The following is a 14,876-nucleotide window of genomic DNA, read 5'->3' as shown; positions in this document are numbered from 1 at the left end:
CGCAAACCGCTCGGACGCCGGCCGTCCCGGGCCTCAGACGCTGACCGTCTCGCGCCGGCTCTGCCGTTCGCGGGCCTGCGCCGCCGCGTCCTGCCGGAACGCCCACTCCAGCTTCGGCTCCATGGCGAAGCGGAACACGCGCCGTACGGGCCGGGTGCACAGCACCGTGACGACGGCGCCGGCGAGCACGGTCACCGCGATCTCACCGAGCGGGCGGTGCAGCCAGGGCTGCTCGAACCAGCCGCGGTAGTCGCCGAGTTTCACCAGGAAGCCGTGCAGCAGATAGCCGTAGAGGGTGCCCGCACCGAGCGTGGTGAACCACGTCGTCCGGCTCGGCACCCACGCGAAGAAGCAGGCCGTCAGCACCAGCGAGCAGCCCATCAGCGCGAGCGTCATCACCGGGCCGCACCACCAGGGGGCGCCCAGCTCCTGCGCGGCGTCACGGTGGTAGAACCAGGCGGTGTTCATCCGCGGCACCGCCCACCAGCCGACCGCCAGCGCCGCCGCGAACACCGGCACCGAGGCGATCCGCACCCAGCGGCGGCGCACCAGGTGGAAGTGCTCGGCCTTCAGGCACAGGCCGAGCACGAAGTAGGGCAGGAACTGGAGGACGCGCTGGAGGTCGAGGTCGTCGCCGATGGCCGGGGAGACGGTGGCCAGCATGGCCAGGCCGAGGGCCAGCGGCAGCGGCCAGCGCACCAGCTTCCAGATGGGCGTGGTCAGCCGCCAGACGAACAGGGCGACCAGGAACCAGGTGAGGTACCAGGGATCGAGGAGGGTGATCTCCTCGTGGGAGCCGGTGACGAGGTTCTTGAAGAGCGGGTACGCCGACTCGAACAGGACGTAGGGCACGACGACCCCGGTGATCAGCCGCTTCAGCCGGTCGGGGCGCATGTCGAAACTGCGGGAGAAGAAGCCGGAGATGATGATGAACGCCGGCATGTGGAAGGAGTACACGACGGTGTACACGCTTTCCAGGATCCGGCTGTCGCCCTTCAGCGGCTCCCAGGCGTGCCCCATCGCGACCAGCACGATGGCCAGGTACTTGGCGTTGTCGAAGAACGCGTCCCGCTGCCGGCCGGGTCTGTCCGCCCGCGTCCGCCCCTCCTGCGCGCTCACCGGGGTGCGCGGGCCGGGCACTCCGTCCGCCGGCGGCTGTGCCGGGGGGAGTGGCCTGCGGTTCTGGCCGTGGGACGAGGCGGCTTCAAACATCTCAGGCACCCTAGCGTCGTCTGCGGCATTCCGTGAAACGCCCGCAGTCATTCCTGGTTATCGCCCCCGGGTACCCACTGATTGGCGGAACGTGCCACCCCTGTCCACGTGAGGGTGCGCCCGTGGATGCCGGCTGTTCACCCGTGATGTCCCGATTCATGCCGACTAATTGGGGCATACGCGGCCTCGATGTCCCCAATTCGAATTACCTGCGCACGGGATGTGTGGACACGGAAACGAAGTCGGGGAATTCCGCCGCGAGTCGTGTGCCCGGGCCCGCTCGAATTGCCGTGCGGGGCGTCGTCCGCGGCGGTCCGCCGCCCGACGTTCTGTCACACGCCGCATACTGAGGCCGGGTTGGTGGCACGATGGTCCTGGCGGGGGTGCGTGGCCGTACCTCCGGGCCGGGAGAGCGGACCGACCGAGGGTGGGATCAGTTGTGGCCATTTCACTGTCCGTTGTGCTGCTGTTGGCGATCATCCTCGTGGTGCTGATCCGAGGGGGGAACATCAAGGCCGGCCCCGCCGTCGTCGCGATCCTCTTCGGCTTCTTCCTCGCCTCGACCGGCATGGCGCCGTCCATCAACCGCTTCATGCACTCGATAGCGGAGTCGATCAACTCGATCAGATTCTGACCCGCCGGGCCCCGCGGCAGCGCGCGGCCCGAAGAAAACGATCAGGGCCGGGCGGAGGATCCACCTCGGCCCGGCTCTGAGCCGTCCGCACCTCGCCGGCGTCACCAGGACTCGGCCTCCAGGAACAGCATCGTCACCTCCGCGAAGAACCAGACGCTGAACGCCAGGCACGCGGCCCACAGCCCCCACAGGACCCAGCGGGCCCCTCGTCGTATGCGCATGAGCGGATCATCCCCCTGCGCGGTCCCGGCCCCGGCTCGGCCGACCTGCTCGACAGAGGGCGGGAGCGACGGGGCACGCCGGGGGCACGGCGGGCCGGACGCGGCTGCGGAAATGACCGGGGCCAGGCGGAGGGGTGATCCTCCGGCCTGGCCCTGAGTCGTACAGAGCGGGCGACGGGAATCGAACCCGCGTAGCTAGTTTGGAAGACTAGGGCTCTACCATTGAGCTACGCCCGCAGTGTCGCGCCGCAGGTCGGTGACCTCGGCACTGGAGCATCGTAGCGGGTCGCCCGCCGTCGAGGCCAACGAGTCGCGCACCGGGGGTGGCGCGCCCGCCGTCCAGGAGAATACGGCCGCCGAGAAGGGGCCGGGCATGTACCCTACGTGTCGCACCAGACGGGGTGTGGCGCAGCTTGGTAGCGCGTCCGCTTTGGGAGCGGAAGGCCGTGGGTTCAAATCCCGCCACCCCGACCATCAGGCTCTGACGTCGTGATGCCCGCCTTTTGGGGGCGCTGACCGGCTGCGGTTACTATGCAAGCTGCGCGCCCGTGTGTCCCGGCCCACTCGGCCTACGAACTCCTCCGGGCGGCTAGATCCGCCGGGACCAGTCTGGCTCCGGCAGAAACCAAGAAGTCAGCCACAAGGAGACCGAACCGTGAAGAGCGCCGTGGAGACCCTGAACCCGACCCGGGTTCGGCTCACTGTCGAGGTGCCCTTCGAGGAGCTCAAGGACAGCCTCGACGCGGCGTACAAGAAGATCAACCAGCAGGTCACGGTGAAGGGCTTCCGTAAGGGCAAGATCCCGGCCCGCGTGATCGACCAGCGGTTCGGCCGCGGTGCGGTGCTGGAGGAAGCCGTCAACGACGCGCTGCCCAAGTTCTACACCGAGGCGGTCAACGGCGCCGACCTGAACCCCCTGGGTCAGCCCGAGGTCGACATCACCGAGCTGAAGGACGGCGAGACGCTGAACTTCACCGCCGAGGTCGACATCCGCCCGGCCCTGGAGATCCCGGACTACTCCGGTATCGAGGTCGAGGTCGACGCCGTCGAGGTCACCGACGAGGACATCGAGAAGTCGGTCGAGCAGCTGCGCGAGCGCTTCGCCTCGACCTCCCCGGTCGAGCGTGCCGCCGAGGAGGGTGACGTCGTCACCATCGACCTGGAGGCCAAGGTCGACGGCGAGGTCCTCGAGGACGGCATCGCCAACGGCGTCTCCTACACCATCGGCTCCGGTGAGCTGCTGGACGGTATCGACGACGCCGTGAAGGGCCTGGAGGCCGGTGGCGAGGCCACCTTCACCTCCGAGCTGAAGGGTGGCTCCGCCGCGGGCAAGGAGGCCGAGGTCACCGTCAAGGTCACCCAGGTCGCCGCCCGCGAACTGCCCGAGCTGGACGACGAGTTCGCGCAGCTCGCCTCGGAGTTCGACACCCTGGAGGAGCTGAGGGCCGACAGCCGTAAGCGCCTCGCGAACATGAAGCAGTTCGACCAGGCCACGCAGGCCCAGGAGCGCGTCCTGGAGAAGCTGCTGGAGCTGGTGGAGGTCCCGGTCCCCGAGAAGCTCCTCGAGGACGAGATCAACACCCGCAAGCACAACCTGGAGCACCACCAGCTCGGCCAGATGGGCCTGACCCTCGACAAGTACCTGGAGATCCAGGGCAAGACCGCCGAGGAGTTCGAGACCGAGACCCGCGAGGCAGCGGTCAAGGGCATCAAGACCCAGTTCGTCCTGGACGAGCTGGTCAAGAAGGAGCAGCTCAACGTCAACCAGGAGGAGCTCACCGAGCACCTCATGCGGCGTGCGGCCTCCTCCGGCATGTCCCCCGACCAGTTCGCCCAGGCCGTCGTCGAGGGTGGCCAGGTGCCGCTCCTCGTCGGTGAGGTCGCCCGCGGCAAGGCCCTGGCCGTCGTGGTCGAGTCCGCCACGGTGAAGGACACCAACGGTGAGGTCGTCGACCTGGACGACGAGGAGGAGACCGAGGAGGCGCCGGCCGAGGCCGCCGCCACCGAGGCCGCCACCGACGAGAAGGCCGACGAGAAGACCGAGGAGAGCACCGAGGGCTGAGTCCCGCGGCGCCTCTGACGCACGCCCGACGGGCCCCGGGGAGCTTCCCCGGGGCCCGTCGGCGTACCGGCGCGGCCGCCCGGCCCGCGCGCCACGCCCGGGAACCGCGCCGGTGCCCGGGTGGAGCCTCTACGCCCCCGGCGAACACCCCCATCTCCGGGATTCCCCGAGGGGACCTGAGCGTTAGGGTCCATGAATACGGGGGCAGGGGAGTCTCCTGAAGCCCCCCGCCAAGCCTCCGGCAGGACGACGTGAGACGGCCCGGCGCCGTCGTAAGACGAGCAGGTGGATACGTGACGAATCTGATGCCCTCCGCCGCCGGCGAGCCTTCCTTCGGTGGTGGCCTCGGCGACCAGGTCTACAACCGGCTGCTCGGCGAGCGGATCATCTTCCTCGGCCAGCAGGTCGACGACGACATCGCCAACAAGATCACCGCACAGCTGCTGCTCCTGGCCGCGGACCCGGAGAAGGACGTCTACCTCTACATCAACAGCCCCGGTGGCTCGGTGACGGCCGGCATGGCGATCTACGACACCATGCAGTACATCCCCAACGACGTGGTGACGATCGCCATGGGCATGGCGGCCTCGATGGGCCAGTTCCTGCTCACCGGCGGTGCCGCGGGCAAGCGCTTCGCGCTGCCCCACGCCGACATCATGATGCACCAGGGCTCCGCCGGCCTCGGCGGTACGGTCTCCGACATCAAGATCCAGGCCGAGTACCTGCTGCGCACCAAGAGGCGCATGGCAGAGCTGACCGCGCGGCACTCGGGCCAGTCGGTCGAGGCGATCATCCGCGACGGCGACCGCGACCGCTGGTTCACCCCGGAAGAAGCCAAGGAGTACGGTCTCATCGACGAGATCATCACGCACGCCTCGGGTGTTCCGGGAGGCGGCGGCACCGGTGCCTGACCGGCCCGGCCACGCCACGCACCGCCTAGACCCCAGCCCCCAGAACGCCACCAGGACGGTGAACACCCCATGAGCAACTTCCCCGGCGCCGCCAACGGCATGTACGAAGGGCCCCGCCCGGACAACCGTTACGTCATCCCGCGCTTCGTCGAGCGCACCTCCCAGGGCATCCGCGAGTACGACCCGTACGCGAAGCTCTTCGAGGAGCGCGTGATCTTCCTGGGTGTCCAGATCGACGACGCCTCGGCCAACGACGTCATGGCGCAGCTGCTGTGCCTGGAGTCGATGGACCCGGACCGGGACATCTCCATCTACATCAACAGCCCCGGCGGCGACATGACCGCCCTCACGGCGATCTACGACACGATGCAGTTCGTGAAGCCGGACATCCAGACGGTCTGCATGGGCCAGGCGGCGTCCGCCGCGGCCATCCTGCTGGCCGCCGGTACGCCCGGCAAGCGCATGGCGCTGCCGAACTCCCGCGTGCTGATCCACCAGCCGGCCGGCTCCACCGGCCGCGGCCAGCTCTCCGACCTGGAGATCATCGCCAACGAGTTCACCCGGATGCGTGAGCAGCTGGAGGACATGCTGGCCAAGCACACCAGCCGGCCGATCGAGAAGATCCGCGAGGACATCGAGCGCGACAAGATCCTCACGGCCGAAGAGGCGCTGGAGTACGGCCTCGTCGACCAGATCATCTCCACCCGCAAGCTGAACAACAGCGCCGTCCGCTGAAGCGGAACGCGGCACTCTGAGTCCCTCTTGGCACGGTGCACGTCAAAGTGAACCCTGCCAAGGGGGGCCCGAACACCCGGCCCGGCAAGGTACCGTCGGACATAAGGCAGCACCAGGAGTCGCTGGACTCGTAAGCGTCCAGGCGTCTCCCAGGCGAAGGGGAAGCACACCGTGGCACGCATCGGTGACGGCGGCGATCTGCTCAAGTGCTCGTTCTGCGGCAAGAGCCAGAAGCAGGTCAAGAAGCTCATCGCAGGGCCCGGTGTGTACATCTGCGACGAGTGCATCGATCTCTGTAACGAGATCATCGAGGAGGAACTCGCCGAGACCAGCGAGGTGCGCTGGGAGGAGCTGCCCAAGCCCCGCGAGATCTACGAGTTCCTCGAGGGCTACGTGGTCGGCCAGGAGGCCGCCAAGAAAGCCCTCTCCGTCGCGGTGTACAACCACTACAAGCGGGTCCAGGCGGGCGAGAACGGCGGCGGGAGCAGCCGGGACGATGCCATCGAGCTGGCGAAGTCGAACATCCTCCTGCTGGGCCCCACCGGCTCCGGCAAGACCCTCCTCGCGCAGACCCTGGCGCGCATGCTGAACGTCCCCTTCGCGATCGCCGACGCGACGGCGCTGACCGAGGCGGGTTACGTCGGCGAGGACGTCGAGAACATCCTGCTGAAGCTGATCCAGGCGGCGGACTACGACGTCAAGAAGGCCGAGACCGGGATCATCTACATCGACGAGATCGACAAGGTCGCCCGCAAGAGCGAGAACCCGTCGATCACCCGGGACGTCTCCGGCGAGGGCGTGCAGCAGGCCCTGCTGAAGATCCTGGAGGGCACCACGGCCTCCGTCCCGCCGCAGGGCGGCCGCAAGCACCCCCACCAGGAGTTCATCCAGATCGACACGACGAACGTGCTGTTCATCGTGGGCGGTGCCTTCGCGGGACTGGAGAAGATCATCGAGTCCCGGGCCGGCGCCAAGGGCATCGGCTTCGGCGCGACGATCCTGTCCAAGCGCGAGCTCGAGGCCAAGGACGTCTTCGAGGACATCATGCCGGAGGACCTGGTCAAGTTCGGCATGATCCCCGAGTTCATCGGCCGCCTCCCCGTGATCACCAGCGTCCACAACCTGGACCGCGAGGCGCTGCTGAAGATCCTGGTGGAGCCCCGCAACGCGCTCGTCAAGCAGTACCAGCGCCTCTTCGAACTCGACGGCGTGGAGCTGGACTTCGAGCGTGAGGCGCTGGAGGCCATCGCCGACCAGGCCATCCTCCGCCAGACCGGCGCCCGCGGCCTGCGCGCCATCATGGAGGAGGTCCTCCAGGGCGTGATGTACGAGGTCCCGTCCCGCAAGGATGTCGCCCGCGTCGTCATCACCGCCGACGTGGTCCTCTCCAACGTCAACCCGACCCTCATCCCGCGCGACGCCCGGGGCCGGGGTCCGGGGGAGCAGAAGACGGCGTGACCGCTCGCACGCGAAGGGGCCCCGGCCGACCGGCCGGGGCCCCTTCGCGTGTCCCGCGGCGGCGTCAGGCCTTGACGCGGACCTCGTTGCGGAACTTGGCCGTCAGCTCGGCGTCGGCCGCCGGGTCGCTGCCCCGGCCGGAGGCGAGGGTGGCGATGTCCATCGGCATGACCATGCCGAGCGTGCTCTTGTCGCCCCAGATGCAGACGTCGAACGTCATCTCCTTGGGACCCCCGGACGAGCTGCTGGGGTTCTGGCCCTTGATCTGCTGGCACTTCAGGACCGCCCCGCCCAGGGCGGCGGGCTTGTACTGCTTCGGCTCGCCCACCAGGCCGACACCGTCGGCGCTCTCCTTGGTGCTCTCCTTCTTCATGTAGGCGAACATCGCGTCGACGGCCTTCTCGGGATCGTCGATCGAGCCGTACACCCCGCCGAACTTGATCTGCTTCTTGCTCAGCGGGTTGGCCGGGTCGCCGGACTCGTAGTCGGCGGTGACGTCCTTGGGGTCGTGCACACCCCACTTCTCGGCGTCCTTGAGGTCGCTCGACGTCATACTGTCCGACTGGCTCTTGGCCTTCTTGTACTCGCTCAGCACCGTCGGCGGAGTCGTCAGCTTGTGCGGACCGTCGTCCGCGACACCGCCGCCGTCCTTGCCGCCCAGCACGAAGCACGCGCCCACCGCCACGACGGCCACCACGGCCACCGCGCCGATGATCATCCCCGTCTTCTTCTTCCCCCCGCCGGCCTGCGGCGCCTGCGGCACGCCGTACTGGGGCTGCTGCTGGCCGTACGGCGGGGTCGGCGGCTGCTGGCCGTACGCGCCGGGCCGCTGCGGCGCGCCCTGCTGCGGGTAGCCGTAACCGGGCTGCGGGGCCTGAGGGGCCTGAGGGGCCTGAGGGGCCTGAGGGGCCTGCTGGGGATAGCCGTAGCCGGGCTGCGGAGCCTGCGGCTGCTGGCCGTAGGGGCCCGGCTGGCCGTACGGCCCAGGCTGCCCCGGCCGGCCGTACGGGCCCGGCTGCTGGGGCGGCTGGCCGTACGGGCCCGGCTGGTCGTTGCTCATTGCTGGGGTCCCCTCCAGAAGCTTATGTGTTCACGACATCCTGGCCCAGGCCCGGAAAAGCCACGGCACCGGGGGCCGCACCGTTACAGAACAAACCCGTTTCGGGACGGCCCCGTGACACCCCTAAACTGAGCCCCGTGACCGAGAACGCTCAGCAGCAGCCACCCGCGCCCGACTCCGAACTGCCGACCCAGTACGCGCCGGCCGATGTAGAGGGGCCGCTGTACGAGCGCTGGGTGGAGCGGGGTTACTTCGAGGCCGACGCGAAGAGCGAGAAGCCGCCGTACACCGTCGTCATCCCGCCGCCGAACGTCACGGGCAGCCTGCACCTCGGGCACGCCTTCGAGCACACCCTCATCGACGCCCTCACCCGCCGTAAGCGCATGCAGGGCTACGAGACGCTGTGGCAGCCCGGCATGGACCACGCCGGTATCGCCACGCAGAACGTCGTCGAGCGGGAGCTGGGCAAGGAGGGCAAGTCCCGGCACGACCTCGGCCGGGAGGCGTTCGTCGAGCGCGTCTGGCAGTGGAAGGCCGAGTCCGGTGGTCAGATCAGCGGTCAGATGCGGCGCCTCGGTGACGGTGTCGCCTGGTCCCGTGAGCGCTTCACCATGGACGAGGGCCTCTCCCAGGCCGTCCAGACGATCTTCAAGAAGCTGTACGACGACGAGCTGATCTACCGCGCCGAGCGCATCATCAACTGGTGCCCGCGCTGTCTGACGGCCATCTCGGACATCGAGGTGGAGTACCAGGACGACGACGGCGAGCTGGTCTCCATCACGTACGGCGAGGGTGACGAGACGCTCGTCGTCGCCACGACCCGCGCCGAGACGATGCTCGGTGACACGGCCGTCGCCGTCCACCCCGACGACGAGCGGTACCGGCACCTGGTCGGCCGGAGCATCAGGCTGCCGCTGACCGACCGCTCCATCCCGGTCGTCGCCGACGCGCACGTCGATCCCGAGTTCGGCACGGGCGCCGTCAAGGTCACCCCGGCCCACGACCCGAACGACTTCGAGATCGGCCAGCGGCACGGCCTGCCGTCCATCGCCGTGATGGACGAGCACGCCGTCATCACCGCGCACGGCCCCTTCCAGGGCCTGGACCGGCTGGAGGCCCGCTCGGCCATCGTCGCCGCCCTGCGCGCCGAGGGCCGGATCGTCGCCGAGAAGCGGCCGTACGTCCACTCCGTCGGCCACTGCTCCCGCTGCAAGACCACCATCGAGCCGCGCCTGTCCATGCAGTGGTGGGTCAAGGTCGGCCCGCTCGCGAAGGCCGCCGGGGACGCCGTCCGCGACGGCAAGGTCAAGATCCATCCGCAGGAGATGGAGAAGCGGTACTTCGACTGGGTCGACAACCTCCACGACTGGTGCATCTCGCGCCAGCTGTGGTGGGGCCACCGCATCCCGGTCTGGTACGGCCCGGACGGCGAGGTCGTCTGCGTCGGCCCCGACGACGAGCCGCCCACCGGCGAGGGCTGGCACCAGGACACCGACGTCCTCGACACCTGGTTCTCCTCCGGCCTGTGGCCGTTCTCGACCCTCGGCTGGCCCGAACGGACCGAGTCGCTCGCGAAGTTCTACCCGAACTCCGTCCTGGTCACCGGGTACGACATCCTCTTCTTCTGGGTCGCCCGGATGATGATGTTCGGCCTGTACGCGATGGACGGCACCCCGCCGTTCCACACCATCGCCCTGCACGGCATGGTCCGCGACCAGTTCGGCAAGAAGATGTCGAAGTCCTTCGGCAACGCGGTCAACCCGCTGGACTGGATGGACAAGTACGGCTCCGACGCCCTGCGCTTCACGCTCGCCCGCGGCGCCAACCCCGGCGTCGACGTCCCGATCGGTGAGGACTGGGTCCAGGGTTCCCGGAACTTCGCCAACAAGATCTGGAACGCCACCCGCTTCGCGCTGATGAACGGTGCGACGGTCCAGGGCCCGCTGCCGGAGCCGTCGGCGATGTCGGCGACGGACCGCTGGATCCTGTCCCGGCTGAACTCGGTGGTCGCCGAAGTCGACGCCCACTACGAGGACTTCCAGTTCGCGAAGCTCTCCGACGCCCTCTTCCACTTCGCCTGGGACGAGGTCTTCGACTGGTACGTCGAGCTGTCCAAGACCGTCTTCCAGGCGGGCGGCGAGCCGGCCGAGGTCAGCAAGCGCGTCCTGGGCGAGGTCCTGGACGTCACGCTCAGGCTGCTGCACCCGGTGGTCCCGTTCGTCACCGACACCCTCTGGACCACGCTCACCGGCGGCGAGTCGGTCGTGATCGCCGAGTGGCCCACGGACTCGGGCTACCGGGACCGGGCCGCCGAGCGGGAGATCGAGACCCTCCAGTCCGTCATCACCGAGGTCCGCCGCTTCCGCGCCGACCAGGGCCTCCAGCCCGGTCAGCGGGTTCCGGCCCGGCTGACGCTCGACGGTACGGCCCTCGCCCCGCACGAGGCCGCCATCCGCCAGCTGCTCCGCCTCCAGCCGGAGGGCGACGCCTTCACGGCCACGGCGACCCTCCCGGTCGCCGGCGCCGAGGTCGCCCTCGACCTGTCCGGCACGATCGACGTCGCCGCGGAGCGCAAGCGCCTCGCCAAGGACCTCGCCGCCGCCGAGAAGGAGATGGCCCAGGCGAACGCCAAGCTCGGCAACGACGCGTTCCTCGCCAAGGCCCCGGAGAACGTCGTGGACAAGATCCGCGGCCGCCTGGCCAAGGCGGAGGAGGACATCGCCCGCCTCCGGTCCCAGCTGGACAGGCTGCCGCAGGCGTAGGCGCCCGTACGCCGTCGAAGGCTCCCGTGGCCGCGAGGCTCCGGGAGCCTTCGCGTGCCCCGGGCCGGGCGCTCCCGCAGGCCGCGCGGATGCCCCCGAGGGGCGCGGGGGAACCGCGCGACCGGCCACGACGGACCCGCGGCCGGTGCCACGGGACGAGCCACCCCGAACCTGCGCCCCGGAGTCCCCGCCCGCTCCGTAGACTGGCACCGTGAGCGACCACCCCGGCACCAGTGACACCCCCGACCCCCTCGACGCCTTCGAGGAGCTGATCGCGGAAGAGACCGACCGCGACCCCGACCTCGCGGTGATCGAGGCCGGCAGCCGCACCCTGCGCACCCAGGGCGGCGGCGCCCCGCAGGCCGACGTACCCGGGCGCCCGGAGGACCCGGAGGTCGACAAGGCCCTGCGCGAGGTCGAGGCGGAGCTGGCCACCCGCTGGGGCGAGACCAAGCTGGAGCCCTCGGTCGCCAGGATCGCCGCGCTGATGGACGTGCTGGGGGAGCCGCAGCGGGCGTACCCCTCGATCCACATCACGGGCACCAACGGCAAGACCTCCACCGCCCGCATGATCGAGGCCCTGCTCGGCGCCTTCGAGCTGCGCACCGGCCGCTACACCAGCCCGCACGTGCAGTCGGTCACCGAGCGGATCAGCCTGGACGGCGCCCCGGTCTCCGCCGAGCGGTTCGTGGAGACGTACCACGACATCAAGCCCTACGTGGAGATGGTCGACTCCGCCCAGGAGTACCGGCTGTCCTTCTTCGAGGTCCTGACCGGCATGGCGTACGCCGCCTTCGCGGACGCGCCCGTCGACGTCGCCGTGGTCGAGGTCGGCATGGGCGGCTCCTGGGACGCGACGAACGTGATCGACGGCGACGTCGCCGTCATCACCCCGATCGACCTGGACCACACCGACCGCCTCGGCGGGACGCCCGCGGAGATCGCCGTCGAGAAGAGCGGCATCGTCAAGCAGGGCGCGACGGTCATCCTGGCCCAGCAGCCGGTGGACGCGGCGCAGGTGCTGCTGAAGAAGGCCGTCGAGGTGGACGCCACGGTCGCCCGCGAGGGGCTGGAGTTCGGGATCGTCGCCCGGCAGGTCGCCGTCGGCGGACAGCTGGTCACGCTGCGCGGCCTCGGCGGCGAGTACCCCGAGGTGTACCTCCCGCTGCACGGCGCCCACCAGGCGCACAACGCGTCCGTCGCGCTCGCCGCCGTCGAGGCGTTCTTCGGCGTCGGCGCGCAGCGCGCCGAGCCGCTGGACATCGACACCGTCCGCAAGGCGTTCGCCGCGGTGTCCTCGCCGGGCCGTCTGGAGGTCGTACGGCGCTCCCCGACGGTCGTGCTGGACGCCGCGCACAACCCGGCGGGCGCCGAGGCCGCCGCGGAGGCGGTGCGGGAGGCGTTCGACTTCAGCCGGCTGATCGGGGTCGTCGGCGCGAGCGGCGACAAGAACGTGCGGGGGGTGCTGGAGGCCTTCGAGCCGATCTTCGCCGAGGTCGTCGTCACGCAGAACTCCAGCCACCGGGCCATGGACGCGGACGAGCTGGCCGCGATCGCCGTCGAGGTGTTCGGCGACGAGCGGGTCCAGGTCGAGCCGCGGCTGCCGGACGCCCTGGAGGCCGCGATCACGCTGGCCGAGGAGGAGGGCGAGTTCTCCGGCGGCGGCGTGCTGGTCACCGGTTCCGTCATCACGGTCGGCGAGGCCCGGCTGCTGCTGGGAAAGGGCTGAGAATCCCGTGCGTACGCTCTGTGCATCGACGCTGATCGGCGAGTTCTTCATCATCGGCTTCGCCGGGCTCGTCGCCATGAAGGACCCGGATCTGTCCATGACGACGGTGTGGCTGGTCAGCGGCATCGCCATGCTGCTGTGTGTGCTGCTGTGCGGCATGGTCACCCGGCCCGGCGGCGTGGCCCTCGGCTGGGCCCTCCAGATCGCCCTGATCGTCTCCGGTGTCTTCGTCCCGACCATGTATTTCCTGGGCGCGGTCTTCGCGGCCCTGTGGTGGGCATCGGTGCACTTCGGGAGAAAGGTGGACGAGGCGAAGGCCCGTTTCGCGGCGCAGGCCGAGTCCACCTCCTCCCCGGTTGACGCTGCGTGACAGGGGCTCCGACACGCCCTGTAATCTCGTCCCACCGCACCCGTCCGCCGCGTAAGGAGCCCTTCGTGAGCCAGCGCACCCTTGTCCTCCTCAAGCCCGACGCCGTCCGTCGAGGCCTGACCGGCGAGATCATCAGCCGTATCGAGCGCAAGGCCGGCTGGCAGATCACCGCGCTGGAGCTGCGCACCCTGGACCAGGACACGCTGGAACAGCACTACGGCGAGCACAAGGGCAAGCCGTTCTACGAGCCGCTGGTGGAGTTCATGTCCTCCGGCCCGGTCGTCGCGCTGATCGTCGAGGGTGAGCGGGTCATCGAAGGTGTGCGGCAACTGGCCGGCCCGACCGACCCGATCGCCGCCGCGCCCGGTTCGATCCGTGGCGACTTCGGCGTGATCGTCCGGGAGAACCTGATCCACGCCTCCGACTCCGAGGAGTCCGCCGAGCGCGAGGTGAAGATCTTCTTCCCGGGCCGCGCGTAACACCCGCGGGCCGGTACCGGCGATCGAGGGAACGCACGTCCCCGAACGCCCCTCTCCACAAGCGAGGCGGCACGCCATCTGGTGACAATGGCGGAGACCCTCGCGCAGTGTTCGTGCAGGCGCGTTTACGATGGAAGCCTTCACGTCACAGCACCCGCCTCGCCGTCCTGACATGCCCTCAAAGCTCAGGAAGGCCAGATGAATCCGGATGGGGAACTCAATGTCGTTCATCGGCCGTGACATGGCTGTCGACCTCGGGACCGCCAACACGCTGGTGTACGTCAGGGGTCGCGGGATCGTACTGAACGAGCCGTCCGTCGTGGCGATCAACACCAACACGGGTGGGATCCTCGCGGTCGGTGCCGAAGCGAAGAAGATGATCGGCCGGACGCCGGGCAACATCGTGGCCGTCCGCCCGCTGAAGGACGGCGTCATCGCCGACTTCGAGATCACCGAGCGGATGCTCCGCTACTTCATCCTGAAGATCCACAAGCGGCGGTACCTGGCCCGGCCGCGGGTCGTCGTCTGCGTGCCCTCGGGCATCACGGGCGTCGAGCGCCGCGCGGTCATCGAGGCGTCGTCCCAGGCCGGCGCCCGTCAGGTGCACATCATCGAGGAGCCCATGGCCGCCGCCATCGGCTCGGGTCTGCCGGTCCACGAGGCCACCGGCAACATGGTGGTGGACATCGGCGGCGGCACCACGGAGGTCGCCGTCATCTCGCTCGGCGGCATCGTCACCGCCCAGTCGATCCGCGTCGCCGGCGACGAACTGGACAACGCGATCATCCAGTACATCAAGAAGGAGTACAGCCTCCTGCTGGGTGAGCGGACGGCGGAACAGATCAAGATCACGATCGGTTCGGCGTACGAACTCGAGGCCGACGAGCACACCGAGGTCCGCGGCCGGGACCTGGTGTCCGGACTGCCGAAGACCGTCGTCATCTCGGCCGCCGAGGTCCGCAAGGCGATCGAGGAGCCGGTCAACGCGATCGTCGACGCGGTCAAGACGACCCTCGACAAGTGCCCGCCGGAGCTGTCCGGCGACATCATGGACCGGGGAATCGTCCTGACCGGCGGCGGCGCGCTGCTGCGCGGGCTCGACGAGCGGCTGCGCCGCGAGACCGGCATGCCGATCCACATCGCCGAGGACCCGCTGGACAGCGTGGCGCTCGGCTCCGGCAAGTGCGTCGAGGAGTTCGAGGCGCTCCAGCAGGTCCTGGACGCCCAGCCGCGCAGATGACGC

12 protein-coding genes and 2 tRNA genes are annotated in these 14,876 nt (G+C 69.4%); 11 read left to right on the top strand and 3 right to left on the bottom strand.

Annotation, left to right across the window (positions count from 1 at the left end; translation table 11 throughout):
- Positions 1-33: 33 nt before the first annotated feature.
- Positions 34-1,212, bottom strand: coding sequence for an acyltransferase family protein (locus AB0F03_RS28015; protein ID WP_361996762.1), 1,179 nt, complete (start codon positions 1,210-1,212; stop codon positions 34-36).
- A gap of 439 nt (positions 1,213-1,651) precedes the next feature.
- Between AB0F03_RS28015 and AB0F03_RS28010 the strand changes: the two genes are divergently transcribed.
- Complete coding sequence (locus tag AB0F03_RS28010) at positions 1,652-1,846, top strand: hypothetical protein (RefSeq protein WP_361996760.1); 195 nt, start codon at positions 1,652-1,654, stop codon at positions 1,844-1,846.
- A gap of 387 nt (positions 1,847-2,233) precedes the next feature.
- Here AB0F03_RS28010 and AB0F03_RS28005 read toward each other — a convergent pair.
- Positions 2,234-2,304: transfer RNA gene (locus tag AB0F03_RS28005), tRNA-Gly, on the bottom strand.
- Between the two features lie 160 nt (positions 2,305-2,464).
- Here AB0F03_RS28005 and AB0F03_RS28000 point away from each other — a divergent pair.
- From AB0F03_RS28000 to clpX, 5 genes are all read left to right on the top strand, one after another.
- Positions 2,465-2,541 (top strand) — tRNA-Pro (locus AB0F03_RS28000).
- Positions 2,542-2,722: 181 nt separating this feature from the next.
- Positions 2,723-4,129, top strand: a complete 1,407-nt coding sequence (tig, locus tag AB0F03_RS27995; RefSeq protein ID WP_361996758.1) for a trigger factor — start codon at positions 2,723-2,725, stop codon at positions 4,127-4,129.
- A 305-nt stretch (positions 4,130-4,434) separates the two neighbouring features.
- Positions 4,435-5,040, top strand: coding sequence for an ATP-dependent Clp protease proteolytic subunit (locus tag AB0F03_RS27990; RefSeq protein ID WP_361996904.1), 606 nt, complete (start codon positions 4,435-4,437; stop codon positions 5,038-5,040).
- A gap of 69 nt (positions 5,041-5,109) precedes the next feature.
- Complete coding sequence (locus AB0F03_RS27985; protein ID WP_361996756.1) at positions 5,110-5,775, top strand: ATP-dependent Clp protease proteolytic subunit; 666 nt, start codon at positions 5,110-5,112, stop codon at positions 5,773-5,775.
- 171 nt (positions 5,776-5,946) lie between these two features.
- Entirely contained in the window at positions 5,947-7,233 is a 1,287-nt protein-coding gene (clpX, locus tag AB0F03_RS27980) for an ATP-dependent Clp protease ATP-binding subunit ClpX (protein WP_361996754.1), read from the top strand.
- 64 nt (positions 7,234-7,297) lie between these two features.
- Here the strand turns inward: clpX and AB0F03_RS27975 are convergent, their stop codons facing one another.
- Positions 7,298-8,293 carry a hypothetical protein gene (locus tag AB0F03_RS27975; protein ID WP_361996752.1) on the bottom strand — a complete coding sequence of 332 codons (996 nt, stop codon included), beginning with the start codon at positions 8,291-8,293 and terminating at the stop codon, positions 7,298-7,300.
- Between the two features lie 137 nt (positions 8,294-8,430).
- Here AB0F03_RS27975 and AB0F03_RS27970 point away from each other — a divergent pair, with 137 nt between their 5' ends.
- From AB0F03_RS27970 to AB0F03_RS27950, 5 genes are all read left to right on the top strand, one after another.
- Positions 8,431-11,055 carry a valine--tRNA ligase gene (locus AB0F03_RS27970; protein WP_361996750.1) on the top strand — a complete coding sequence of 875 codons (2,625 nt, stop codon included), beginning with the start codon at positions 8,431-8,433 and terminating at the stop codon, positions 11,053-11,055.
- Positions 11,056-11,266: 211 nt separating this feature from the next.
- The gene (locus tag AB0F03_RS27965; RefSeq protein ID WP_361996748.1) at positions 11,267-12,784 is read left to right on the top strand and encodes a folylpolyglutamate synthase/dihydrofolate synthase family protein; all 1,518 of its coding nucleotides are present in this window, start codon (positions 11,267-11,269) and stop codon (positions 12,782-12,784) included.
- 7 nt (positions 12,785-12,791) lie between these two features.
- Positions 12,792-13,154: a DUF4233 domain-containing protein gene (locus tag AB0F03_RS27960; protein WP_361996746.1), complete on the top strand. Its 363-nt coding sequence runs from the start codon at positions 12,792-12,794 to the stop codon at positions 13,152-13,154.
- A gap of 65 nt (positions 13,155-13,219) precedes the next feature.
- Positions 13,220-13,633, top strand: coding sequence for a nucleoside-diphosphate kinase (gene ndk / locus AB0F03_RS27955; protein WP_356816305.1), 414 nt, complete (start codon positions 13,220-13,222; stop codon positions 13,631-13,633).
- Positions 13,634-13,853: 220 nt separating this feature from the next.
- Complete coding sequence (locus tag AB0F03_RS27950; RefSeq protein ID WP_358688792.1) at positions 13,854-14,873, top strand: rod shape-determining protein; 1,020 nt, start codon at positions 13,854-13,856, stop codon at positions 14,871-14,873.
- The last annotated feature ends 3 nt before the right edge of the window (positions 14,874-14,876 follow it).

Origin of the sequence: Streptomyces sp. NPDC028722 (assembly GCF_040637655.1) — a bacterium.
GTDB lineage: Bacteria > Actinomycetota > Actinomycetes > Streptomycetales > Streptomycetaceae > Streptomyces.
This window is presented reverse-complemented; position numbering and strand designations above follow the sequence as displayed.